This window comes from Aerosakkonema funiforme FACHB-1375, from assembly GCF_014696265.1.
Taxonomy (GTDB): domain Bacteria; phylum Cyanobacteriota; class Cyanobacteriia; order Cyanobacteriales; family Aerosakkonemataceae; genus Aerosakkonema; species Aerosakkonema funiforme_A.
In genome coordinates, this window is sequence record NZ_JACJPW010000019.1 from 48,310 (window position 1) to 73,394 (window position 25,085).

Sequence of the window (25,085 nt, forward strand, 5' to 3'; positions counted from 1 at the left end):
TCCATTTGTAGGTTGGATTTAACAGAGGGAAATCTAACCTACAAGCTATACCCCTGTTTTAACGTTCGCGTAGCGTGTGCGTTAGCGCATACCGCTTTAGGTGCAGAAAACGCTCCAGAGAAGAGAAAGAGAAGAAAACGCCCTGATGTCAAGGTATTTGGTATGACTGGGTGAGAATTTTCTCATCAAGTTTTCATCAAACTTTTAAAGCTACCTCCCAAAATAAGATTAATGTTTTGGCGGAGCAATATGACATTAACAGCTACCAAGGAATTACAAGAACACCAATGGCATAATCTACCAGAAGATAAAGTTGCAATTATCCTGGAAACTGACTTAGAAAACGGTTTATTAGCGAGTGAAATAGCGGAAAGACAGCGAGAGTTTGGCCTAAATCAACTCACTGTCAAGGAAGGAAAACCAGCTTGGTTAAAGTTTATACTGCAATTTAACCAGCCACTACTGATTATCTTAGTATGTGCGGGCGCAATCAAGGCGATACTGGGAGAATGGATCAACGCTGGGGTAATTTGGGGGGTAACTACTACCAACGCAATAATTAGTTTTACTCAGGAAGCGCAAGCGGAAAATGCGATCGCAGCTTTAGCTTCCGCCGTCCGCACAGAAGCTACCGTGATTCGCGATGGCAAAAAATTAAAGATTTCCTCGGAAGAATTGGTTCCCGGTGACATAGTTTTACTCACCTCTGGCGACAAAGTACCAGCCGATTTGCGCCTCATCAAAGTCCGCGATTTGCAAATCGATGAATCGGCACTTACTGGCGAATCTGTAGCAGTAGAAAAATACGAAGAAGTAGAAGGAACAGTTGTTTTACCGCCAGAAACACCCCTCGCTGAACGTAGCAATATGGCTTATGCGGGAGGTTTCGTTACCTTCGGACAAGGTAGCGGTATTGTAATCGCCACTGGCAATAATACCGAAACAGGTAAAATTTCTCAATTAATCGAACAAAGAGTAGACCTCACCACTCCTCTAACGCGGAAATTCAATCAATTTAGCCAGAATTGGTTGTACTTTGTTTTATTCATGGCGACTCTTACCTTTGCAGTGGGTTTAGGACAGAGAAACTTTAAAGAAGCAGTAGAACCAGCAGTTGCTTTAATTGTGGGTGCAATTCCCGAAGGTTTGCCAGCAGTAATTACAGTCACTTTAGCAGTTGGCGTGGCGAGAATGGCACGCCGTCACGCGATTATTCGCAAATTGCCAGCAGTAGAAACCCTCGGTAGCGCCACTGTTATCTGTTCCGATAAAACGGGAACTTTAACCGAAAATCAGATGACAGTGCAAGCAATTTATGCAGGTAGTGCTGGATATACGGTTAGCGGTACTGGCTACAATTTTAAAGGGGAAATACTGCAAAATCAACAGCCAATTGATGTTAAAGTTTATCCTGTTTTACAAGAATGTTTGTTGGCAGGTTTGTTGTGCAATGATTCTCATTTAGAACAGAAAAATGGCAATTTTGTAGTAATTGGCGATCCGACAGAAGGCGCGTTAATCGCGGCTGGTGGCAAAGCAGGATTGCTTCAGCAAGCGGTGGAAAGATTGCATCCCAGATTAGATTCAATTCCGTTTGAATCCGATTTTCAATATATGGCAACTCTGCATGAAACTCGCGGAGAGAAAACTATTTATGTCAAGGGGTCGGCGGAGGCAATTCTCAAACGTTGCCAGAAAATGGTGGATGGGAAAGGTAATGTTATTGAGTTAAATTTAGCACCGATCGAAAAAGCGGTGGAAACTTTGGCGAAGCAAGGTTTGCGGGTGCTAACTTTTGCGAAGAAAAATGTACCGAATGAGCAAAAGACGGTAAATCATACCGATCTGGAGGAAGGGCTGATTTTCTTGGGTTTGCAGGGGATGATCGATCCGCCGAGAAAAGAAGCGATCGCAGCGGTTCACGCCTGCCAAGGTGCTGGTATTCAAGTAAAAATGATTACAGGAGATCACATAACTACCGCTCAAGCGATCGCCCGTAGGATGGGTTTCCGCAACCGCAACAAGAAAATTGTCGCTTATACGGGTGCCCAACTCGCCCAAATGAAGAAAAACGAACTTGCAGAAGCGGTAGAGGAAGGCGTAGTGTTTGCCCGCGTTGCGCCAGAACAAAAGCTGCGAATTGTGGAAGCTTTGCAAGCGAAAGGCGAAATTGTAGCGATGACGGGGGACGGTGTAAATGATGCGCCCGCCCTCAAACAAGCGGATATCGGTATTGCAATGGGTAGCGGTACGGAGGTTTCTAAGGAAGCATCCGATATGCTGCTAACTGATAATAATTTTGCTTCCATTGCAGCGGCGGTGGAAGAAGGACGATCGGTTTACAAAAACCTTTTGAAGGCAATTTGCTTTATTTTGCCTGTCAATGGTGGCGAATCGATGACGATTTTAATTAGCACGTTATTGGGCAGAGAAATGCCGATTTTATCGCTGCAAATTCTCTGGCTGAATATGCTTAATTCTATCACGATGACCGTGCCGCTATCTTTTGAACCGAAAACGGCAGGTGTAATGAAAAATCCACCCCGCCCAGCGAATGAACCTTTTCTAACCCAGAATCGCATTAAGCGAATTTTGGCGGTTTCTCTGTATAACTGGACTTTGATTTTCGGGATGTTTGAATGGGTGCGCCAAGCAGATTGGGGTAGTATAGAATTAGCGCGGACAATGGCAATTCAAGCTTTGGTGATGGGACGGATTTTTTATCTATTGAGTATCAGTCAATTGTTACCTTCTCTGATGGCTAAGTTTAATGGTTCTCAGGAAAAGGTCAGTGGTGCGCCTGCTTTGGCTGTGGGAATTGTGGTAGCGGTAATCCTGCAAATTATCTTTGCTAATTCTACCTTTATTAATGGCATATTCCAAACTGCGCCGATGACGCTGGATCAATGGTTGATTTGTTTTGGTGCTAGCTTACCGATGATTGCGATCGCTGCTTCAGTTAATCGTTTCGATCCTCCCAATTGATGAGGGGGAGCTAAAAGTCAAAAGTCAAAATTTCCCCTCTTCCCCTAGCCCCTAGCCCCTATCCCCTATCCCCTCTTAAACTTGACTCAGACAGGATTCGCTGTACATCACAATGCGATCGCGTCCCCATTTTTTCGCTTGATAAAGTGCGCGATCGGCAGTTGCAACCAACTCATTTGGAGACACATCCGCAGTGGGAATGACACAAGCCAGTCCAGCACTTAAAGTAATCGTATCGCTCACCGATGAAGCAGTATGGGGAATTTGCAAATCTTTGACTCTAATTTGGATTTCTTTTGCCACTCGCAATCCCCCTTTGAGATCCGTGTTAGGCAAAATCACCGCAAATTCTTCTCCTCCATAGCGGGCAACTAAATCTGCTGGGCGCTTCACTGCCCGCTGAATAGCTTTAGCAACCAAGCGCAAACATTCATCTCCTGCTTGATGTCCGTAGGTATCGTTATAGGTTTTAAAAGAGTCGATATCGCACAAAATTAAAGATAAAGGCTGTTTTTCGCGTGCTAAAATCAACAATTGCTGCATTAAATATTCATCAAACTTCCGCCGATTAGCTAAATGAGTTAAACCATCTGAACTTGCTAAGCGCTGTAACTGTTCGTTGGCTGCTTGCAACTGTTGATAAAGTTCTGCTTGTTGAATAGCGATCGCTAATTGATTTGCTAGTTGCTCGATCAACTCTATTTCCAAAGGCTGCCATTCTCTGGATGCTTTACACTGCTGCACCATCAACAGTCCCCATAAATTTTCTCCTTGCATAATAGGAACCTCTAAGTTTGCTTTTACCCCCCAATTTTTTAATAGTTTTATATGGCATTTAGGGAAATTAACGGCACTACAAATATCTTCTATGGCGCGGATTTTCCCCTGCTGATAGTAAGCAAAACTATTGCTATTCAGGCAACAATCAGGCATAATATTTCCTACTATAGATGTGCAATCGGGAGCTAGAGATTCTACCGTCACATTGCCCACTTTTAGAATACGGCTGCTTTTATGGGTGCTACACTGAAAGCGGAAAATCAGAGCCCGATCGGTCTGAAGAAATTGCCGCACTTCCGTCACAGCAGTGTTGAGAACTTCATCCAAATTAAGAGACTGTCGGATATGCTGGGTAATTACCCCCATCAGCCGCTCTCGTTCGGTTTGCAACCGCATAGCCTCTTCTGCCCATTTCCGTTTGCTGATATCTTCAGCTGTACCTAGAATTTGTTTGGGCAAACCTTCAGGCGTTCTCGTGAAAACCAGTTCCCGGCTGTGAAACCAAAACCATTCACCCGATCGATGTTTGATGCGATACTCTCTTTCCAGAATGTCACCGTCTTGTGCAATGGCAAACTTTTCCATCTGTGCAGCGAGATGCGATAAATCGTCAGGATGGATCGAATTAGCAAATAACTGACCGCCCCGCCTTATCATTTCTTCATCTGTATAACCCAACAATAAATCTACTTGGCGATTGAAATATATATAGCGCTTTTCCACTAAATCATAAATGTAGATAAGATAAGGAGTAGCATCAGCAATTTTTTGAATAAAATGCTGGCTTTGTATTAGTGCATCTTCAATTTTTTTGCGTTCTTTAACTTCTTCCAAAGCTCGATCGCGCATAGCGCGGTAATCTTGGATGCGGTGTGTCAAATCCGTCACATCCTCTATTACTAAAAGGGCATAAAACGAATTGCGATTTTGAACTTTGGCAAGCTTTTCTTCGTTCTGTTTAAGGGTGTCGCCAAACAAGGGAGAATTGCGCTTCACAAATCCGATCCGTTTATACTTGGTAACGCGCTTCTTATTTTTGCCAGCCTTGCCAACACCTTCGATATTGGAACTACTGGGTTTTTGGCGAAGTTTAACAATATCTAACTGCACACCAGTATCGTGCGATCGAAAACCATATCCCGAAGCACTATCCCAGCAAGTGCGAAATCTAAAATTCCCCGCCGGTACAGCCGTTACAGTCGTATGTTGGATACGCCACCTTCCATCCGGTAGCTGAGCGGGAATAATCGACTGATGAAGTTGTGCGGAAAAGATAGTTGGTGGCCCTCCTTCAAAAATCTGCATCAGTCTATGGGCGTACTTAGGCTGATGCAGATGCGGAAAATAAATGCCGATATCCTTTAAGAGGATTTCGCTTCTAGAAATTCCCGTCCAGTCTTCCAAACATCGGTTCCAAAAAAGAACGCTAAAATCTTCTCGGAGAACGCAAACCCCTTCGGGAACCCGATCAAGAATACCGAAATCTTTCTGGGCAGCCTGAATCTCGTTCATCATCACTCTCAAAAGCTAGCTCAATGGCTTTAAGCATGGCGTCAAAGGAACCCACTTTAAAAATTAAAATAATATCTCCAGCAATTTGCAGTTGCTCGATCGTAAAACGGGTATGCGCCAAAAAAACGCTGGCATTGGCATCAAGTTCCTTAGACATAAGCAACCTGTCAACCATACCTTCTACGTAAGTGGGTAGCGAGTATTCTAGATGTTGCGCTAACATGTTACTTAGGGAACCCATGACACCGTTGAGAACTATATTGCCCACTTCCAGCAAGGTTCCTATTTTGACAGAATCGAGATCGGGAGTACCCACAACCTCATCTGTGAGAACCTCTACGAGGGTAGATGCACTTTCGGTCGGAAAAATCAGCTCGGCAGTGCCACTAAATGCGCCGCTGAAGTTCAAGCGTACCGTGGAAAGTAGATCTCCATTGAATCTCTTTTTCAGCTCCGGACGCAACTCAGGAGGAGAAAGCAGCTTGATGTAAGGGATTCGCAGGCAGATCGGGGAACCGATCATCTCATTGAGTACGCCAGCAGCTCGACCCACGCCAATATTGACTAACTCCTGCAAAATATCTATTTGGTCAACAGTTAGGTTCATACATTCCTTCCTGGGTCGCCCCTAGAGCCTTTTTGACCCAATGCCTCAGATCGTCTGATTTCGGTAGTTTGTGGAGAACTGTCAAGGCTCCCAGTTGCGAGCATTCCTGACGAGTGGTTTCCTGAACATCTGCCGTCACTACAATTGTCGGCACTTGCAAACCTTCTTCCCGCATCACCTTCAGAACTTGCAGCCCCCCCATTTCGGGCATTAAAAGGTCTAGCACAACACAATCTGGCTTATAGACGCGAACCATCTCCAGACCTTCCAGTCCATTCGCCGCCTCCAAAATGGAGTAGCCCTCTGGTTTCAAGATCTTTTGGAGCATCTTGCGAAGCAAAGCTGCATCTTCTATGATTAAAACCAATGCCACTATTTTTGTTCCTCAATTTTCTTTAATTTAAGTAAATTTCTGTAATAATAGAACAGAGGTCAACAGTAGTAACCATAGCATCTTGCCATAATGGTTGATACTAAATATTCATTTTACGTCATCCAAAGGGTATTTGTTTAGGGGATTCCTACTTATTCGGTCTGAAATATTACATCTGAGTTGTTATACTCTGTGATATTGGCGATGAAAAAGTTAACGATCGCTTTACCTGCGATCGTCGGCAAGTATTTGCAAATGTAAAATCAGCTATGAAACCATTACTCACAAGCTTTGCTATATTTTCTACACTGCTGCTCGTACAAGGTTGCTCGTCATCAGTTAAGTCTGGAGAAATATCTAACCCAGGTGCAGCAAAGCCGCATCAGGGCCACATAATGAGTGGTGAAAAAACACCAGTCGCTGCATCAGATCCTCATGCAGGACATTCGATGGAAGATCGCGCACATCATCACACAGATGCCGATAAGGGAAATGCACCGCAAACTAAAGCACTGTTGAGCGATCGCAAAAATATTCAATCTAATAAACCTGTTGTTTTAAGCATAAATATTCAAGATGTAAATGGTAAGGCAGTTACTAAGTTTGACACCTTTCAGGAAAAAGTCATGCACCTGATTGTTGTCAGCGACGACCTTCAGCATTTCGATCACCTCCATCCCATTTATAAGCAAAATGGACGCTTTGAAGTAGAAGCGAAATTCCCGCGACCGGGAAATTATACTTTGTTTGCGGATTATAAACCATCTGGGCAAAAAGAACAAGTTTCCCTCCTGAAAGAAACTGTACCCGGAGTCAGCCAATCTGCACCGCCAATTGATTTTAATACGGCAAAGAGTTTTGGCGATACAAAGGTGAATATCACCTTTTCCGAACCAAAACTAAAAGCAGGTCAGGCAGTACACGTAATATTCAATCTCAGGAATAACTCCAGCCAACCAATTACTGATTTGCAACCTTATTTGGGAGAAAGAGGACATTTAGTTATAGTAAAACAATCGTCGAACTTGACAAAATCAGACTACATTCACGCGCACGCTATGAAACATAACTCCCCCGGAGAAGTTCATTTTATGACCGCCTTTCCCGAAGCGGGAAAATATAAACTTTGGGGTCAGTTTCAGCGCAATGGCAAAATTGTCACGACTGATTTTTGGGTAAACGTTGAATAGTCGCTGTTTGAGTTAATGAAAAAGATGAACGACAGCAAATGGCGCATCCCCCTTTTGGCAGCAGCTTGTGCCTTTGCCACCATCCTTTACAGCTGTGGTAAACCTGTAACTGATAACCGCACGCAAAATACCAGCACCCCAACGGCAACTCAACCGGGAGTCTTGGTTTACGGTTCCGGCGGACAACCTGTCAACTTGGAACCTGGGAATATCACCGACGGCAATTCGATCGTCGTGCATTACCAAATCTACGATCGCTTGCTGGAAGCTAAACCGGGATCTAGCGAACTGCAACCCGACCTAGCTACTTCTTGGTCTGTTTCTGGAGATGGCAAAGTTTGGACTTTTAAGCTGCGATCGGGAGTTAAGTTTCACGACGGCACCGATTTTAATGCCGCAGCGGTGAAATTTAATGTGGAACGTTGGTGGGACGCCAAACACCCCAACGGTTATCGCAATGCCGGTAAATCTTATGAAATTTGGCAACAACTTTTTGGCGGTTTTAAGGGAGAACCTAACTCGCTGCTGCAAGATATCGCAGTTGTCGATAACTCTACGATTCAGTTTAAGCTCAAACAACCTTTCGCTGTTTTTCCTGCTGCCATTGGTTCCGGCTACTTCGGCATTGCCAGTCCCACCGCCGTTAAAAAAGCCGGTGCCAGTTACGGCACTCCCAGTGGGTTAGCCGTGGGAACCGGGCCGTTTATTTTTAAGGAATGGCGCACGGGCGATCGCATCATCTTACAGAAAAATCCCAACTACTGGCAAAAAGGTTTTCCCAAAGTCAATCAAGTAGTCATTCGGTTTATCGGCGACCCCGCAGCTAGATTAGCCCAACTCAGAGCCGGACAAATCGATTTTACTGTCGATTTAGCGCCAGACCAAAGCAAAGAAATCGCAAAAGATGCCAACTTAGTCGCCGTTCCCCGCCCTTCTTTTAATGTCGGTTATCTAGCACTCAATCCCAGTTACAAACCACTGGCGGATGTCAGGGTAAGGCAAGCGATCGCATCTGCCATCAATAAAGCGCAAATCGTGCCAGCTTTTTGGGGTAACCTGGGTACAAGCGACCCTCACTTCACCGCGCCATCTTTAAAGTGGGCGCAATCAACCAAAATTACCGACTACAAATTTAACCCCCAAGCAGCCAAGCAATTGCTAGCTCAAGCTGGCTATCCCAATGGTTTCGATCTCGAACTTTGGTATATGCCCGTTTCCCGTCCTTATTTCCCGACTCCCAAACCGATTGGGGAAGCTTTCGCCGCCGACTTGAATGCGATCGGCATCCGCGTTAAACTCAATACTAAAGATTGGGCAGCTTACTTGGAAGATCGTCGCAAAGCACCTGGCTTTCAAGCTTTTATGCTCGGCTGGACTGCCGATTACAGCGACCCCGATAGTTTCTACTATCCCCACTTTGGGCCGGGAGCGACTACAGACTTGGGTAATTGGAATAACGATCGCGTTGTCCAACTTTTAAACAAAGCTAGAGCCACAGTCGATCGTACCGCTAGAGGGAAAATCTATGCCGAGGTCGATGAAATTTTGCATCAGGAGGCAGTACGTTTGCCGATCGTCCATTCTCAGCCGCTTTTAGCCAGACGCAAAAATATTCAAGGTTGGGTTCCCAGTCCTTTGGGTTCTGAGTCTTTTGAGACTATTACCAAAAATTGATATATTTGGTGTATGCTAGATTGCCTCAAACTTTTGCGATCGTGGACATCCGGTGGACAAAGGAGATACGACGTTTCAAGCTTTACAGCTAAGTCTGCCGGGACTAGGGCTACCATCCTTTATGCCTGTGTCTCGTCGCCCAAGCAAAGGGAAGATTTGCAGCGTCAATGTGAATATCTCAAATCTCAATACCCTGGCGCAGAGCTTATCGCAGAAGTGGGAGGAGGACTTAACTACAAAAGAAAGAAAATGCTTGCCTTATTGGAACGGGTTATGTCAGGAAATGTCCAATGTATTGTGGTCGCATATAAAGACAGACTCTTCCGATTTGGCTTCGATTTGTTTGCTTGGATATGTGCCAAACACTCTTGCGAAATCGTGGTACTCAACAAAGTTAAACTATCTCCCGAACGAGAATTGGTTGAAGACATCCTTGCAATCCTCCACAGCTTCTCAGCAAGATTGTACGGATTCAGAAAGTACAAGTCTGAAATCTCTCAAGATTCGACTTTACCCAGACCAGACTCTCCATCAAACTTGGAAAATATGGCTGGCAGCGAGTAGGTACTGCTATAACCAGGCGATTGAGTATCAACGAAAAAATGGGTCTATCGGCAAGTTTGACTTACGCAAAATAATACTGGCGTATGTACCAGAATGGGTAAGTCAAACACCATACTCGTTTAGAGTACAAGCTGTTTATGATGCCAAAGAAGCTTATGATAAATCCCGTAAGAAGGGGACAAAGCAACATGAGGCAGGAAGATTTAGATCGATTAGAGATAGGATTAAATCAATTAGGTTTAGACAAGAGGATTATAAAAATGGGACATGGTTCCCAAGCTTAACTAAGGACTTAAGTTTCAAATCGGCAGAACCATTGCCTGCTAAGGATGTTGAGTACCAGGTTAAACAAAAAGATGGTAGCTACATCATTAGATGCCGTAAGCAAAGTTGGGAGAGTGAAACTCAATTAGTTTATGACAAAAAACGCTGGTTTGCTATATTTCCGGTTGAGTTTATACCTGAGTTATCTGATAGTCAGAAAATCATCGCATTAGATCCAGGCGTCCGTACATTTATGACGGGATTTGATGGCGCAAAATTTGTAGAGATTGGTAATAATGATATCAGGAGGATTTACAGGCTATGCAATCACGTTGATAAATTAATCTCAAGGAAATCAAAATTAAAGGGACGCCGAAATAAACATCAACGTCAAAAACTACAACGTAAAATTGATAGAATATTTAATCGCGTCCGGAATTTGGTTGACGAAGTTCACAGAAAAACTGCTGCTTGGTTAACAACTGAATATCGGTTAATATTCCTACCTACTTTTGAGACATCCCAAATGGTTGCCAAGAATAGGAATAAGAAACGGAAGATTAACACGAAAACAGTTAGACAAATGCTAGGATGGGCGCACTACAGGTTTAAGCAAGTTCTAAAATTCCACGCTTTGAAACGTGGCTGTCACGTCGTTGATGTAACAGAAGAGTATACTTCTAAAACTTGTACTAAATGTGGTCATGTCCACCCTAAACTAGGTGGTTCTAAAGTGTTTAAGTGTCCTCACTGTGGACATAAAATACCTAGAGACTACAATGGCGCTTTGGGGATATTCCTCAAAGCATTGCGAGATATCGCCGGACTGGACGGTTTTACCGATTCAGTATCGCTATGTCCGACTTCTACTCCTGATGTCCGGGCTTGAAATATCTGTACGGTAAAAAACATGGGTAAATATATTGCCAAACGCATCCTGGGCTTGCTACCAGTATTATTAGGAATCACCCTATTAGTATTTGCCTTGCTGCAACTCATACCGGGCGATCCAGCCACAATATTATCGGGAGAACGGGCCACACCGGAACAGGTGGCAGCACTCAGAGAACAATTAGGTTTAGATCGACCTTTACCGATACAATATTTCGTCTTTCTCCTCAAGCTAATTAGCTTCGACTTCGGCACAAGTATTATCAGCGGCATTCCCATCGCCGACGAAATCCGAAATCGTTGGCCTGCCACATTTGAATTATCTTTAGCCGCCATGTTGGTAGCGCTTATTCTGGGAATTCCCGCCGGAATTTTCGCCGCAGTTCGCAAGCATAGCTGGTTAGACAATTTATTAATGAGCGGTTCTTTGATTGGCGTTTCGCTGCCAGTATACTGGTTAGGCTTGTTATTAATTTACCTATTTGCCGTCAACCTGCAAATACTTCCACCCAGCGGCAGGATTAGCGTCGCCGCCACGTTCAACTTCCAACCCATCACAGGTTTTTACGTGCTGGATAGCTTGCTCAAATTAGACATAATCTTGTTGAAAGACGTGTTATCGCATCTAATTTTACCGGCACTAACTTTAGGTACAATACCCCTAGCCATCATCGCCAGGATTACCCGCAGCGCCATGCTGGAAACTTTATCTCAAGATTATATTCGCACAGCGCGAGCAAAAGGCGTTCCCCAACATTCAGTCATTTGGCAACACGCACTCAAAAATGCCTTTTTGCCGATCGCTACAACAATTGGATTGCAATTCGGTTCCCTTCTCGGCGGTGCAATCCTCACCGAAACCATTTTCTCCTGGCCGGGAATCGGCTTCTGGATATACGAAGGAATTTTAGCGCGAGACTATCCAGTTGTTCAAGGTGGAGTAGTCTTCGTTTCGATCGCATTTGTGCTAATCAACCTGTTAGTCGATCTCTCCTATGTCTTTTTCGATCCCAGAATCGAGTACGAATGAGCGAAAGGCAAGCAGAGAGAGATATATAAGGGTATTATGGAAGGTATTCATCGCAATTTCTGAACTCAAAACCGAACAATTTGCCAATTTCGACGCCCTCGCCCCTTAAAATATGATTCCTTCAGGACGAGTCTATTTATTATTAATCTTGGGAATAGCGATCGCCTTATTCCTCTCCTCAGTTTACAGCGTGTCAACTGGTATTCTGGGAACGCTACTATTTGATGTCATTGTACTGGGATTGACGATCGTCGATGCAGTTTCGACCTGGACAAGGCGCGTGGAAATCACCCGTCATCCACTGGGACGATTATCGATCGGACGGGATAACCCAATTGCGCTATCAGTAAAAACGGGGAAGCGACCAGCAAAACTGATAATTCGCGACTATTACCCGATCGAATTTGGCGTTTCCACCCCATTGCTGCAAATATCCTTACCCAGAAACAGCAGTCAGGAACTGACCTACACAGTTCATCCGACACACCGAGGCGAGTATTCTTGGGGAGATATTCAAGTTCGACAACTCGGTGTTTTGGGATTAGCTTGGGATGATTGGAAGATTCCCCAAAGTACCAAAGTCGCCGTTTATCCGGATTTAATCGGATTGCGACAATTGTCCATTCGCCTGACTCTACAAAACACAGGTACGATGCGCCAAGCGAGACGGATGGGAATTGGTACGGAATTTGCGGAATTGCGAGAATATCGGATGGGTGACGACCCGCGCTTTGTGGATTGGAAAGCGACAGCCCGCAGATTGGGAGCCACACCAGCAGCATCCCTACAAGTGCGCGTCCTAGAACCGGAACAAGAGCAAACTTTGATTATTTTACTCGATCGCGGACGTTTGATGACGGCGAGAGTGCAGGGTTTAAAACGGTTTGATTGGGGATTGAACGCTACCCTATCCTTGGCGTTAGCTGGTTTGAATAGAGGAGATAAAGTGGGTGTGGGTGTGTTCGATCGCGAAGTGACCACCTGGATACCCCCAGAACGCGGTCAACATCAATTATCTAAGTTAGTCGATCGACTCACACCAATTCAACCAGTACTTCTGGAACCCGACTACGTTGGCGCTGTCACAAAATTGGTGAATCGACAAACTCGTCGCGCATTAGTTGTCCTAATTACAGATATCGTCGATACCACCGCCTCAGCAGAACTTCTGGGTGCATTGGGACGCCTGACACCCCGCTATTTACCCTTTTGCGTTACCTTGCGCGACCCCCAAGTTGACAAGTTGGCGCACACTTCCAGCGCCAATGTCGAAGGTGCTTACAGCCGTGCTGTCGCCTTAGATTTATTATCCCAGCGTCAGGTTGCCTTTGCACAGTTGAAACAAAAAGGCGTTTTGGTACTCGATGCGCCAGCAGATAAAATTAGCGATCGATTGGTAGACCGATATCTGCAACTGAAAGCGCGAAATCAGCTTTAATTAGCTTTCAGCACTTATGAAATATACCCGTCTGAACCATCAAAATTATCTGCGTTTGCTTAGCGTTGGTGATATCATCACTATTGCTCTCCAAATCTATCTCAACAAACTAAAGTCTTACTTCAGTTTATCTTTAATAGCTCATATTTGGTTAATCATTCCTGTTTATGGCTGGGCTAAATTTTTAGCTCTTTCAGCGCTGATATCGCGCTTGGCGTTCGGTGAATTAATTGGCGAAACAGCAGAAAAGTCTCTCTTGGGTAAACAAAAAATAAATCAACGATTGGGAAACTTTTTGTTTGCCAACTTTTTGCTTGTAACGATCGTAATTTCTGTGACTTTTTGCTTATTTTTATTAACTGTTTTGATATTGGTAATTTTTCTGCAAGCAAGTAGCAGATTATTAGAACCATCTGTTCTCGATAAGCTTAATAAAAGCTTAGCTTTTGTGGCAATTATCACCGTATTATTGGTTACATTTGCTATTTTGTTTATTTTTTTATTGCTGATTGGGATAATATATTCGCGTTTTTTTATTGTTGACTTGCCCTTGGCAATCGAAGATAATATGAGCCCCTGTAAAGCGCTCAGTCGCACTTGGAATCTCACGAATGGGTTTGAATTTAGCGTGCAATGGCTCCTGGCGATCGCATTCTTAATCACTTTGCCAATCCAAATAATTGACCAAATTATTATTGAATTTTTCGATTGGTCGTTCAATTATTTTAAATACAATAACTCCTTTTTAGAAACTGGTATTGCGATTGGATTTCTGTTACTAACTAATGCCATAATTATGCCATTTTGGCAAGCCATTAAAGCAGTTTTGTATTACGACATTCGCAATCGTCGAGAAGGTTTGGGTTTGGGATTAAAGGATTCAGATTAATTCGCTCGCTTGCGGTTGCAATAAATTACCAACAGCGCAAAAAGACCGATACCGACAACGTATTTAAACGGTTCTGCAACGAGAGGACTGGGAGAGAAAAAACCCTCAATTGTACCAGCAACAATCAACATCGGTATAATACCGAATACTAGCTGCGCTGCTTGTCCGCCATAGAATTTGAGCGCATCGCCACGCTTAAATTTACCCGGAAATAAAATAGCTCTGCCAATCAGTAAACCTGCACCGCCAGCCAAAAATATAGCAGGTAATTCTAAAGAACCGTGGGGAAATACAAACGCCCAAAAAGGATAAGCCAAATTATTTTGTCCAACTAGAGTAGCAACAGCACCGATATGCAATCCATTAATGAATAAAATATAAACAGTGAATGCACCCGCTGTAATTCCGCCAGCAACAGCTGCAAAAGATACTTGGATATTGTTAATCATAATACTGCTAGAAGCTAAAGGTTCAACTCCCACAATTGAACCCATCCATAATTTATGTTCGTCTCGTACCATAGTAATCATTCTTTCCGGTATCATAATGGAAAGAAACACCGGATCTTGCCAGGTAAACCACCAGGCAATTAACCCACCCAGCAGAAAGAGAGCAGTAGCAGCGGCGATGTAACCGGATGTTTGCTGCACTGTGGCGGGGAAACCCCATCGATAGAATTCCACCAGTGCCTGCCATTCTTGCCGTCGCGAACCCTGGTAAATTAGGTTGTATGCCCTGGATGTGAGAATTTGCAAATCTTGTACTAGGGTATTGCCGACTTGGTGGGTACGCGATCGCGCCAAATCCGCCGATACAGAGCGGTATAAACTGGCTAATTCCTTGATTTGCACCGCTTGTAACGACTTTAATCCTTTTTTCTCCACTTTTTTCAACAAGGCATCGAGACGCTTCCAGTCAGGTTCCCGTCGTGCGATCCATCGTTGAATATTCATAAAATTTCCCCAAGACTATGCCCAGCGTAACTTAAGATAGCGTCAAAACCATAGTCTGAAAGCACAGGAAAATCCATGTCATCAAACTTTAACCCTCCAGATCCGATCCGCCCTCTGAGTGTTGGGAATGTGGTCAGCAGCGCACTCGTGCTGTACCGCTCTCATCTTAAGTTATATGTCGGTCTTGCTTTCAAATCTATATTGTGGTCGATTATTCCTATCTATGGTTGGGCGAAAGCTGCTACGATCAACGCTCAGATTTCACGTCTGGCATTTTGCGAATTAATCGATAAACCAGAAAGCGCATCCAGTGCTGAAGATCGTGTCACTCCCAAGATGTGGAGCTTTTTACTGGCAGGAATTTTAGTCGGGCTGATAATTTTTGGTGTCAATATGGGGATATCCTTAGTGTCAACCATTATAATTTTTATCCCCGCCACACTAATTTTTGCTAGTTCTAGGGATAGTACAGTAGGAAGCCCTATTTTTACTTTGGTACAACTTGTGGTTAATTTGGTTAGTTGGGCTGTACAACTTTGGTTCCAAGCTCGCTTTTTGATTCCGGAATTGCCGCTTGCAGTAGAAAGTAATGTCGATGCGACGGGAACAGTTAGCCGTAGCTGGGAGTTAACTAAAGGTTCGGGGCTCAGAATTCAATTAATACTACTTGTAGCCTATCTAATTACCGCGCCAATCGCACTTATTGCGGCAATTCCTCTGTTTTTTGCGCTCGGTTCTTTGATTTTTCTTGGAGTCCAAAGCAGCAGTGCATCTGCATCTCCTGAAGCAGGCTTAGTATTAATCGGTTCAATCTTGGCATTTATAGTTCTATTGATAGTTGCTGGAGCATTGACAATCCCCTTCTGGCAAACCATCAAAGCTGTGATATACTACGATCTGCGGAGTCGTCGCGAGGGGATGGATTTGCAAATACGCGATCGCAATGTTGAAATGTAAATTTATTGAGCGAGTTTTAAGTCATTGGAAATAATTTAAACTTGCCTAATAACTTAAAACTCAAAACTCAAAACTCCAAACTTTCTATAAGTCATGCGCTTTTTTAATCGAATCACACTCCAAACACCAGAAAGTGTAGAACTGGAATTCACTTTAGCGGGAATTGGCAATCGCGCTTTTGCTCTCTTGCTTGACTATATTGTCTTATTCTTAACCTTGTTTTTGTTCTGGATTACCTGGATTGCATTTTCCATACAGCTGGTAGAAGCGTTCAAAAATATAGAGAAACTGGGAATCTGGCTGTTTGCGATCGCATTCCTGCTCAATTTCCTTATTTACGTAGGTTACTTCGTATTTTTTGAGGTATTTTGGCAAGGACAAACACCCGGAAAACGCTACGCCAAAATTCGCGTAATTCGCGACGACGGTCGTCGAGTAGGCATCCAACAAGCTACATTGAGAGCGTTACTGCGATCGATAGATGATACCTTATTTATAGGAGCATTTTTAATCATTTTGGGAAAACGAGAAAAGCGACTGGGAGACATGGTAGCCGGAACGCTCGTCATTCAAGAAGAATATCTGGTCGCCACAATAAACTTCCCCATCTCCGAACAAGCCAAACAGCTTTCAAAAGAACTACCTCAAATGGCAAATATCTCCAATTTACTACCGGATGACTTTGCCATGATTCGCGAATATTTGCAGCGGCGTAGCGCGATGACAGCCAACGCAAGCGCGGATTTGAGCTTACAAATTGCTCGTCAAGTTAGAAACGTAATTGAGTTAGAAAATTTGCCGGAAGGATTGACCGCAGATTTATTTTTAGAAGCGGTGTATCTCGCATACCAGCAGCAATCATCTACTTATTAAAGTTATACCTTGCCGATGAAAATTTATATCCTAAATATGGTAGGAACATTAAAATGATTAATTGGGGCTTTTAAGTCAGGTGGGCATTGCCCACCCTACTGTTAATGACCCAAAAGTTTATCACGCAAATGCTTGATGCGATCGGGCCACCTAATTGGTATTATTATCATCGAAGTTTAAATTCTGTTTTGGAAGTTCTGAAGATTGCGCGTTTGTTTGTCTTAGATCAATTTCAATCGTTATTTTATCTTTCTCAATTTTTATATTAGCGATTTTTCCTAAAATATCAACAGGTATGGGATTAATCAATTGTTGAGTATATAAATTAGATTTATAACCAGCTTCCTCAAGCCATTCGCAAATATTTCGCCAGTTCTCCACTTTTTCATTACATTTACCGACAAGATTTTTAACATAAGGATACAAAGTAGTACATACTTCGCTTTCAACACCCTTAATACTTTTATGAAGTATTTGAGCTATTTCGGCGGGACTGTAGCCACAAAGCAAGCCCCGCAAATGTAGCTTCTCAACAGATGTCAGGCGTTTTCCCTTAGCCGAAGCTAAGTCTGTATACAGCGTTTCTAAGTCCCAGTGGTTAGCCGCTTCGGTAAATTGTTCATTGTTGGATGGCATAGCAAGGGTTCTTCATAAAATTTTTCCTAGCCAGATCCTAGCTTAAATTGCAGCCTTAACTTAGTAAAGGCTGAGGTTGGCTAGTTTATGATTGGAAAAAAGCAGTTTTTCACGCTCATCCAGCATTTCCCGATGGTGGGAAAATTCCATAAAACTAATACATACTAATCAGAGATTGTCTATGTCAGCGTTTGGATTTGATGGAATTAAAACAGCTTTAAGTCAAGCACTGGAAATGTTACCAGATTGGCAAACATTAAACCCTTTTGATAAAGGGAAAGTTATCGACCAAACTTTCAAATCTATTTTGAAAGATTTAATGCAACAGTTTGGTATGAAACCAGGCATTGATTATGTAGACAATTTAAGAGATAATGAACGCAGTGCAGATTTTGTTGCTTTGTCTAAAGAGGCAGATGATTTAATTATAGGCTTATTAAATGGTAAGATAATTGCTATTACGCAACATAGTCGAGTTAGCAAATTAGGTAATAAATTTACTGTTAAGGCTCATTTTCGTAAAAAATAAGCCTGATTTCTTTTCCCAACAGATACCACCAATTATTGGCAATATAAATATTGCCTTGAGAGCGATCAAATGGAACCATTATACTTTAAAGATGGAAATTACATTTATGAGTGTAAATCTTCTCCCGAAAACAAAGATGGCCCTCTCAATAATAACAGCCTGAGAAGTTGGACAAGAGATGCTAAAAATTTATTGAACCGTCATCGACCTAGTGGATTTCGTTATGTATTTCCTGTTAATCGTGTTGATAGTAGTAATGAAGCTGTCTTAGAAAAGCTAAAAGAAAATTGCCCTAGTGTAGATATACAATATTATGATTGTGATTCAGTAGATAGGCTGATTAGAGCTTTGGAAAAAGTAAATAGCTTACCGGAATTAGTTGCATACATCAAGCAAGCCAGGAAGTAAAAATATGTCGCAAAGTCTTCACTTTCACCGAATTAAGTGCTTTGATGCTAAAGTCATCCAAAGTTTTGATATTGAAACTATTTTGAGAATGCTAAAAGCAGGTCTTGGCCAAGAAAAATCAAACATTGATGAAACCACTTATGACTTATTTTTTGAACCGATAGAAGAAATCACTATCTCTCTAAGCGCTAACGATCCTAAGTTAGAAAAATTATTAGGTACAGGTGCTAAAAATCTTCTACATCCAAACTCCAGATATTACTTGGTTACTGAAGAACTCTCCAAAGTCATTAACGAGATGTCTTGGAAACTGGCTATATCTGAACTTAAAAGCAGCACTCAATCCCAAGAAACCTGTAAAGAATACTTTAAAGATTGCGCTATGTTAAAAATATGGTACAACCAAAAAATACTCATGGTTGAGGCTTCTTAATTTATGCAGAATGCTATAATTATGCGGTGCGTTAGCCCAGCGTAACGCACCCGACTGTTGTTAATGGCCTAAAAGTTTATCGCGCAAATGCTTGATGCGATCGCGCAATTTCGCCGCCTCCTCAAATTCCAACTTTTTCGCCGCTTCCTTCATCTGCGCTTCCAACTGAGAAATCAACTCCGGAACCTCATCTAAAGTAAGTTCATCCGCTTGTTCGTAAGCTTTTTCCAACTCCTGCGAATTCAGACGTCGCGAAACTTCCAGAAAGTCCAAAATAGAGTTTCTGGACTTTTTCACAATAGGCTGAGGTGTAATCCCGTGCATTCGGTTGTATGCTATTTGAATGTTGCGCCGACGTTCCGTTTCGTCAATTGCTTTAATCATGCTATCTGTCAGATTATCTGCATACAAAATAGCTTGACCTTGGACGTGACGCGCCGCACGACCGATCGTTTGAATTAAAGAACGTTCTGCACGCAAAAATCCTTCTTTGTCGGCATCCAAAATCGCCACCAAAGAAACCTCTGGCAAATCCAAACCTTCCCGCAACAAGTTAACTCCAATCAGCACATCAAAACTGCCCGATCGCAAATCTTGCAAAATCTCAATCCGCTCGATCGATTGAATCTCCGAATGTAAATATCTTACCCGAATACCTCGGTCTTGCAAATACTCCGTTAAATCCTCCGCCATCCGTTTGGTTAAAGTTGTAATCAGCACCCGTTCCTGTCGCTTTACCCTATCTTTAATCTCACCCAACAAATCATCAACTTGTCCCTCTGTCGGACGTACAAAAATTTCTGGGTCTACCACACCAGTCGGTCGAATCACTTGTTCCACAACTCGATCTGCCGATATTTCTATTTCCCAGTTACCCGGTGTGGCGGAAACGAATATGCACTGATTGACCTTCGTCCAGAATTCCTCTGCTTTCAAAGGACGATTATCTGCCGCACTGGGAAGGCGAAAACCATGCTCGATCAGCACTTTTTTGCGAGCTTGGTCGCCATTATACATCCCTCGGATTTGCGGAACGGTGACGTGAGATTCATCAATCACCAAAAGCCAATCTTTCGGGAAATAATCAATCAAACATTCTGGCGGTTCTCCCGCATGACGACCTGCCAAATGACGAGAATAATTTTCTACCCCATTGCAATAACCGACTTCCCGCAACATTTCCAAATCGTACCGCGTGCGCTGATCTAACCTTTGCGCTTCCAGCAGTTTACCATCTTTTTGTAATTCTGCCAACCGCTCTTTTAGTTCCTGCTGAATATCATTGCAAGCAGCTTCCAATTTTTCGTCTGGCGTGACAAAGTGACGCGCTGGATAAATATTTATCGCATCCAAACTCTGAATAATTTCTCCCGTTACAGGGTCAACGTAGCGGATAGCATCAATTTCATCTCCAAAGAATTCTACGCGCACAATTCTATCTTCATAAGCGGGGCCAATTTCCAACACATCGCCGCGTAACCGAAACTTTCCTCGACCAATTTCTGTATTGTTGCGGTTGTATTGGACAATAGCTAAATCGCGCAATATTTGCCGCTGATTGACTTCTTTTCCCACTTGCAAAGGAATCGCCGCTTTCAGATATTCCGAGGGAATACCCAATCCGTAAATGCAGCTGATAGAAGCAACTACAATGACATCGCGACGCTCGAACAGCGATCGAGTCGCCGAGTGTCGCAGCATATCAATTTCATCGTTAATTGCCGCTGTTTTTTCGATGTAAGTATCGGTGACTGGCAGATATGCTTCCGGTTGATAGTAATCGTAATAACTGACAAAGTATTCAACGGCATTATTGGGAAAAAACTCCCGCAACTCGTTACACAACTGCGCGGCTAAAGTTTTGTTGTGTGCCAAAACTAAAGTAGGTTTGCCCACTTTTTCAATTACCGCACCAACGGTAAATGTTTTTCCCGTTCCCGTTGCACCTAGCAGAGTTTGGCAGCGATGACCTGCTTGGATGTGTTCGACCAGGCGATCGATCGCTTGCGGTTGGTCGCCCGTCGGCTTAAACGGCGCTTGCAGACTAAATTGCCCCATAACCATTCTTCAAAGATACCTTAATTATGATAACGAAATCTAGAATTAGTCGTTTGATTGCCAACTTCAGGAAGATTTTTTTGTGATTCTAAAACCAACTGGTTTAAATCAAGTTTTACACTGCTTTTGAAAACAAAACCTACTTTTATATGATAACATTTATTCCCCGATTTTACCATCCAGTATGTCTTAGAGCATAGGCCGCTGGGCTCAAGCTACAAGCCCAACAATGTACCTTGTGGGAGAAGCTTAAAGGTAAAAATTGTTAATAAAGTGAATATGTATTGAACAGAACAGTTTACCTTTACAGTTGACTGTTGAAAATCGCATAAAAAGGAGAAACAAAATGAACTTAGAAGAAAGAGCCAAAGCAACCGCTAAAAACATTGAAGGCAAAGCTCAAGAAGCATTGGGAAACGTCACTGGCGATCCCGAAGATCGGGCTGAAGGAAAAATGAAACAAGCTGAATCGGAAGCGCGGCACACCAAAGAAGATATCAAAGACAAGGCCAAGGAAATAGTCGATCGCGCCTAAACCTTTGTCAGGTTAAGGTCTAGGTAACTCAACAGTTGTCTAGACCTTTTGAAATGATTTAACCGACGCACCAATAAAGAGATATTCGGTTAACCAACCATCTGTCGTGTTGCAGGAGATTGACGTGATTTTCATACAGCAAAGCCGCAAAATTTTGACAGCCTTAGTTCTAGTTTTAGTCTTGACAGTGACTACCGCCTGTGGCGGAGTTTCTCAAGCTACTCAAAGACCGCAACTGCCTGTCGCTAGTAGCCAAACTTATACTCAACTAGAACGCGGTAGTACCTCGGCAGGTCAGAAGTTTGGCGATTGGGTAGTTCAAACAGCGAAGGGAATCATCCAGGACGCTTACGTGCGGGATAACAACAAATTGGGTGTTGTAATTTCGCAGCAAGTAAAGCCAAATGAAGTGCAAAATTTAGCGCGATCGCTCCTGCAAGGTTTCCATAAAAACTTCCCCAATCAAGATGTGTCTGTTCTGATGTATGCGCCTGATAAAAAACTGATTTTGACGGCTCGATACGACGAGCAATCGAAACAGATTCAGTATCAATAAACTTGACAGCAAGTGCAATTTTTAGGAAACAGGAGATAAACAAATGCCTAGCAGCGAAGAATACAAACGGCAAATCATGAACGATTTGGCTAGCGGTAACGCCGAATCCATGAATGACGTGCCAGTTGACCCCTCCAGAGAATACGATAACTTTGATGATTTTGCACAGCGTTCTACCGTAGACGAACGTCGTCAAATGTTCGGTCGCAACCTGCATCCCGATCGCATTCCTCCCAGCGAAATGGAACCGGAACTCAAAAGTGCGATCGCCAAAATTCAGCCAAACGAACGCGATGACGTTGCGCGTGAATTCTTCAAGCGCTTGAAGGAACGCGGATTGAACGATCGCCAGCTAGAGCAGCAGTTGGGACTCTCTACCCACCACCCCAGCCGTATGAGCGCTGACGATGTGAGCAAACTGGCTTCCTACACCTATCACTCTCACCCAGACATCTTCCAAGACGTTCTGGCTGAAAAACCCGCCATTATGAAGTTTCTCAGCAATCCCCTCGTTGCAGCTGTTGTCGGTATCATGGCTGCCAAGTGGCTCAGCGGTCGTCGCTCCTAAAAATTATTATTCCCATTGCAAGTTTGTGACAAAGGGATCGATCTGGTACTCCCCAGATCGTTTTTTTCTTTTTTGCGCCCGCAAACACATCCTATCTCGTCATATAATGCAATATAAGTTAATATAATTTAATATATATATTTTTGTTTATATTTGTATGTTAAAGATATCTATACCTATATAATATTTTTTAAATTAAACTCAAAATACAAGCGGAAATCCGAAACAAGGGTTGTCCCCAGTCATTAGCAAAGTCACTAAAAAATCCAGAGGTGTTAGCCATGAGTGTTAGCAGCACTGCCGAAGTGAAGGACACTGCCACCAGCAACGGCACCCGGAGTGAGAAGAGTTCCAAAACTAAAGAGCAAAAAACTATGCCAGCAGATACTGTTGAAGCCAAAGACAGCCAGAATACAACGAACGGATCGCAAGCGCTCGCACTCTCAGTTCCGGAATCTCCAGAGTCCCAATCCCTAGCGCCTTTACCTGGCGATCGTCCGATCGGCACAGCTAACCTTGCCATTAGCGAAACATTCCGCAGCGCAGGCATTCGTCCTGTAGAATCCAGCCACCTGAAAGTTACCGAAACAGTCAACATGGGTGGGATTCGTCCCATTATGTCCAGCGGACTGACAGTGGTCGAGACGATCAACTTTTCTGGTATTCGTCCAGTTACCGCCAGCACCCTCAAAATTAGCGAAACCATTTTAAATTTTGGCGAGCGTCCGGTAGCCTCAAATGATATTGACGCCGGTCAAGATTTGATGGGTTTTCTGGATTAGAAAGATTTAGAAACCCGGTTTCTTCAAGAAACCGGGTTTCTTTGTGTTTGGCTAAAAATTATTATGCTTTCATAGCTCACTTGTCTTGAATCGATATTCGATCCATTATTTTAGTAGCAAAAACATGATTGCCATCGTATTGTGCAATACCCACAACCTCTTTGCTAAATTTGGCTAATTTAGCAAAGAGCAAATCTTTGCTATCACCTGCTATGCTTTGTCGATCGAGCTTATAAAAAGCTTGGTTAGAGAAAGATTGCCTAAAACGCCAGAAACAGCAACACCCGCAGCACTACCTCCAAATAGCGCCGTCCCAAACAGCAAACCACCCAGAACTTCTAGCACCGAAAAAGCTCCTGTCATTTCTTTCGATCGATCTTAACCCTAAAGCTCTGAAGCATACAGGGGTTGACTGCGATCGCATATCTCTGCGGGCAGATAAACAGATTAAATTTATGTTATCTTGAATACAATTTTGTAAATAACAACTAATAAAGTTGTAATAGCTGTTTAAGTATTTACTCACAAAAAACCAAGGAGAAGCAATATGAGCTTGCAAGACAAAGCCAAAGCGATCGCCAAAAATATTGAAGGTAAAGCACAAGAGGTGTTAGGTAATATTACGGACAATCCCAAACACAAAGCCGAAGGCAAAGCCAAGCAAATACAAGCTGAAGCTATGCACACCGTAGAAAACCTCAAAGACAAAGCCAAAAACTTTATTGACAAGATGTAATCTTTTCCAGACTTGGATCTGCCAAGTGCATAAACTACATAATCTTAGGATATTGTGCAAAAAAAATAAGTCAGACAGGAAAAGAAATTCCATGCCTGACTTATTTTTACGGTCAAAAAACCATCTATATTTAGACAGTCACTAATTCAGGAGTCGGACGCTTGCTATTGCGAATACCTTCGATCGCATCAGCGTAATCCTTCGCCTTAAACACCGCCGAACCTGCGACGATCGCATTAGCGCCAACTTCCAAAACCTGCCAGGTATTGCTACCCTTCAAACCGCCATCCACCTCAATCCAAGGATCGAGACCCCGTTCATCGCACATTTGGCGCAGCTTCTGGATTTTCGGCACCACAGCCGGAATGAAACTTTGACCGCCAAAACCGGGGTTAACACTCATAATCAGAATCAAATCGCAAAGTTCCAGCACATACTCAATCAACTCCAAAGGAGTAGAAGGATTGAGTACCACACCCGCCTGCTTACCCAACTCCCTGATTTGTCCCAGAGTCCGGTGCAAATGAGGAGAAGCATTATGCTCGGCGTGAACCGAGATAATATCAGCACCAGCCTTAGCGAATTCCTCCACATACTTCTCAGGTTCCACAATCATCAAGTGGACATCCAGAGGCTTTTTCGTCACCGGGCGAATCGCTTCCACAATCAGCGGACCGATCGTAATGTTCGGGACAAAACGCCCATCCATCACATCAACGTGAATCCAATCTGCCCCAGCAGCATCAACAGCGCGAATCTCATCCCCCAGACGGCTAAAATCCGCTGATAGTATAGAGGGAGCAACAACGATAGGTTTGTGGGATTGGGTTTGGGTCATGGCCTAAGATCTCTCCTGCGTCCTGA

General features: G+C 43.3%; 26 protein-coding genes. 18 read left to right on the forward strand and 8 right to left on the reverse strand.

The features are described 5' to 3' along the window. The first annotated feature begins 249 nt into the window (after positions 1 to 249). A complete protein-coding gene (locus H6G03_RS09700; protein WP_190464123.1) occupies positions 250 to 2,985 on the forward strand; it encodes an HAD-IC family P-type ATPase in 2,736 nt (911 codons plus the stop codon). 75 nt (positions 2,986 to 3,060) lie between these two features. Here the strand turns inward: H6G03_RS09700 and H6G03_RS09705 are convergent, their stop codons facing one another. The 3 genes from H6G03_RS09705 to H6G03_RS09715 are packed head-to-tail and all read right to left on the reverse strand — an operon-like array spanning position 3,061 to position 6,257. After that, complete coding sequence (locus tag H6G03_RS09705; protein ID WP_190464124.1) at positions 3,061 to 5,280, reverse strand: sensor domain-containing diguanylate cyclase; 2,220 nt, start codon at positions 5,278 to 5,280, stop codon at positions 3,061 to 3,063. Beyond that, positions 5,234 to 5,884 (reverse strand): chemotaxis protein CheC, encoded by a 651-nt coding sequence (locus H6G03_RS09710; protein WP_190464125.1) that lies wholly within the window; start codon positions 5,882 to 5,884, stop codon positions 5,234 to 5,236. Before H6G03_RS09710 ends, H6G03_RS09705 begins: the two co-directional genes overlap by 47 nt. Continuing rightward, complete coding sequence (locus H6G03_RS09715) at positions 5,868 to 6,257, reverse strand: response regulator (RefSeq protein WP_190464126.1); 390 nt, start codon at positions 6,255 to 6,257, stop codon at positions 5,868 to 5,870. The genes H6G03_RS09710 and H6G03_RS09715 overlap by 17 nt, the downstream gene beginning before the upstream one ends. Before the next feature lie 269 nt (positions 6,258 to 6,526). On the opposite strand from H6G03_RS09715, the gene H6G03_RS09720 reads away from it, so the two are divergent. From H6G03_RS09720 to H6G03_RS09745, 7 genes are all read left to right on the forward strand, one after another. After that, positions 6,527 to 7,447: a hypothetical protein gene (locus tag H6G03_RS09720; protein ID WP_190464127.1), complete on the forward strand. Its 921-nt coding sequence runs from the start codon at positions 6,527 to 6,529 to the stop codon at positions 7,445 to 7,447. 24 nt (positions 7,448 to 7,471) lie between these two features. Further along, entirely contained in the window at positions 7,472 to 9,121 is a 1,650-nt protein-coding gene (locus H6G03_RS09725) for an ABC transporter substrate-binding protein (protein ID WP_190464128.1), read from the forward strand. A gap of 12 nt (positions 9,122 to 9,133) precedes the next feature. After that, the gene (locus tag H6G03_RS39465) at positions 9,134 to 9,685 is read left to right on the forward strand and encodes an IS607 family transposase (protein WP_407650734.1); all 552 of its coding nucleotides are present in this window, start codon (positions 9,134 to 9,136) and stop codon (positions 9,683 to 9,685) included. Continuing rightward, positions 9,624 to 10,838: an RNA-guided endonuclease InsQ/TnpB family protein gene (locus tag H6G03_RS09730; RefSeq protein ID WP_407650735.1), complete on the forward strand. Its 1,215-nt coding sequence runs from the start codon at positions 9,624 to 9,626 to the stop codon at positions 10,836 to 10,838. Before H6G03_RS39465 ends, H6G03_RS09730 begins: the two co-directional genes overlap by 62 nt. A gap of 21 nt (positions 10,839 to 10,859) precedes the next feature. After that, complete coding sequence (locus H6G03_RS09735; RefSeq protein WP_190464130.1) at positions 10,860 to 11,870, forward strand: ABC transporter permease; 1,011 nt, start codon at positions 10,860 to 10,862, stop codon at positions 11,868 to 11,870. A gap of 112 nt (positions 11,871 to 11,982) precedes the next feature. Next, on the forward strand, positions 11,983 to 13,308 hold the full coding sequence (locus H6G03_RS09740) for a DUF58 domain-containing protein (protein WP_190464131.1): 1,326 nt from the start codon (positions 11,983 to 11,985) through the stop codon (positions 13,306 to 13,308). A 16-nt stretch (positions 13,309 to 13,324) separates the two neighbouring features. After that, positions 13,325 to 14,197: a DUF975 domain-containing protein gene (locus H6G03_RS09745; protein ID WP_190464132.1), complete on the forward strand. Its 873-nt coding sequence runs from the start codon at positions 13,325 to 13,327 to the stop codon at positions 14,195 to 14,197. Here the strand turns inward: H6G03_RS09745 and H6G03_RS09750 are convergent. Further along, the gene (locus H6G03_RS09750; protein WP_190464133.1) at positions 14,194 to 15,150 is read right to left on the reverse strand and encodes a stage II sporulation protein M; all 957 of its coding nucleotides are present in this window, start codon (positions 15,148 to 15,150) and stop codon (positions 14,194 to 14,196) included. The two genes, H6G03_RS09745 and H6G03_RS09750, sit on opposite strands and share 4 nt — an antisense overlap. 75 nt (positions 15,151 to 15,225) lie before the next feature. On the opposite strand from H6G03_RS09750, the gene H6G03_RS09755 reads away from it, so the two are divergent. Beyond that, the gene (locus H6G03_RS09755) at positions 15,226 to 16,107 is read left to right on the forward strand and encodes a DUF975 domain-containing protein (RefSeq protein WP_190464134.1); all 882 of its coding nucleotides are present in this window, start codon (positions 15,226 to 15,228) and stop codon (positions 16,105 to 16,107) included. Positions 16,108 to 16,200: 93 nt separating this feature from the next. Further along, entirely contained in the window at positions 16,201 to 16,980 is a 780-nt protein-coding gene (locus H6G03_RS09760; protein WP_190464135.1) for an RDD family protein, read from the forward strand. A gap of 150 nt (positions 16,981 to 17,130) precedes the next feature. Here the strand turns inward: H6G03_RS09760 and H6G03_RS09765 are convergent, their stop codons facing one another. After that, complete coding sequence (locus H6G03_RS09765; protein ID WP_190464136.1) at positions 17,131 to 17,616, reverse strand: helix-turn-helix transcriptional regulator; 486 nt, start codon at positions 17,614 to 17,616, stop codon at positions 17,131 to 17,133. 181 nt (positions 17,617 to 17,797) lie between these two features. On the opposite strand from H6G03_RS09765, the gene H6G03_RS09770 reads away from it, so the two are divergent. From H6G03_RS09770 to H6G03_RS09780, 3 genes are all read left to right on the forward strand, one after another. Then, positions 17,798 to 18,145: a hypothetical protein gene (locus H6G03_RS09770; protein WP_190464137.1), complete on the forward strand. Its 348-nt coding sequence runs from the start codon at positions 17,798 to 17,800 to the stop codon at positions 18,143 to 18,145. A gap of 69 nt (positions 18,146 to 18,214) precedes the next feature. Continuing rightward, entirely contained in the window at positions 18,215 to 18,553 is a 339-nt protein-coding gene (locus H6G03_RS09775) for a hypothetical protein (RefSeq protein WP_190464138.1), read from the forward strand. 4 nt (positions 18,554 to 18,557) lie between these two features. After that, a complete protein-coding gene (locus H6G03_RS09780; protein ID WP_190464139.1) occupies positions 18,558 to 18,986 on the forward strand; it encodes a hypothetical protein in 429 nt (142 codons plus the stop codon). A gap of 60 nt (positions 18,987 to 19,046) precedes the next feature. Here the strand turns inward: H6G03_RS09780 and uvrB are convergent, their stop codons facing one another. Further along, complete coding sequence (gene uvrB / locus H6G03_RS09785) at positions 19,047 to 21,044, reverse strand: excinuclease ABC subunit UvrB (protein WP_190464140.1); 1,998 nt, start codon at positions 21,042 to 21,044, stop codon at positions 19,047 to 19,049. Positions 21,045 to 21,390: 346 nt separating this feature from the next. On the opposite strand from uvrB, the gene H6G03_RS09790 reads away from it, so the two are divergent. The 4 genes from H6G03_RS09790 to H6G03_RS09805 all read left to right on the forward strand — a co-directional run bounded on the left by H6G03_RS09790 (position 21,391) and on the right by H6G03_RS09805 (position 23,485). After that, entirely contained in the window at positions 21,391 to 21,579 is a 189-nt protein-coding gene (locus tag H6G03_RS09790) for a CsbD family protein (RefSeq protein ID WP_190464141.1), read from the forward strand. 124 nt (positions 21,580 to 21,703) lie between these two features. Continuing rightward, the gene (locus H6G03_RS09795) at positions 21,704 to 22,135 is read left to right on the forward strand and encodes a hypothetical protein (protein WP_190464142.1); all 432 of its coding nucleotides are present in this window, start codon (positions 21,704 to 21,706) and stop codon (positions 22,133 to 22,135) included. Between the two features lie 43 nt (positions 22,136 to 22,178). Continuing rightward, on the forward strand, positions 22,179 to 22,703 hold the full coding sequence (locus H6G03_RS09800; RefSeq protein ID WP_190464143.1) for a hypothetical protein: 525 nt from the start codon (positions 22,179 to 22,181) through the stop codon (positions 22,701 to 22,703). Between the two features lie 281 nt (positions 22,704 to 22,984). Then, complete coding sequence (locus tag H6G03_RS09805; RefSeq protein WP_190464144.1) at positions 22,985 to 23,485, forward strand: hypothetical protein; 501 nt, start codon at positions 22,985 to 22,987, stop codon at positions 23,483 to 23,485. Positions 23,486 to 23,695: 210 nt separating this feature from the next. On the opposite strand, the gene H6G03_RS09810 is transcribed toward H6G03_RS09805, so the two are convergent. Next, positions 23,696 to 23,848 (reverse strand): hypothetical protein, encoded by a 153-nt coding sequence (locus tag H6G03_RS09810; RefSeq protein WP_190464145.1) that lies wholly within the window; start codon positions 23,846 to 23,848, stop codon positions 23,696 to 23,698. Positions 23,849 to 24,032: 184 nt separating this feature from the next. On the opposite strand from H6G03_RS09810, the gene H6G03_RS09815 reads away from it, so the two are divergent. After that, the gene (locus H6G03_RS09815) at positions 24,033 to 24,221 is read left to right on the forward strand and encodes a CsbD family protein (protein WP_190464146.1); all 189 of its coding nucleotides are present in this window, start codon (positions 24,033 to 24,035) and stop codon (positions 24,219 to 24,221) included. A gap of 130 nt (positions 24,222 to 24,351) precedes the next feature. Here the strand turns inward: H6G03_RS09815 and rpe are convergent, their stop codons facing one another. Continuing rightward, complete coding sequence (rpe, locus tag H6G03_RS09820) at positions 24,352 to 25,059, reverse strand: ribulose-phosphate 3-epimerase (RefSeq protein WP_190464147.1); 708 nt, start codon at positions 25,057 to 25,059, stop codon at positions 24,352 to 24,354. Positions 25,060 to 25,085: the final 26 nt, after the last annotated feature.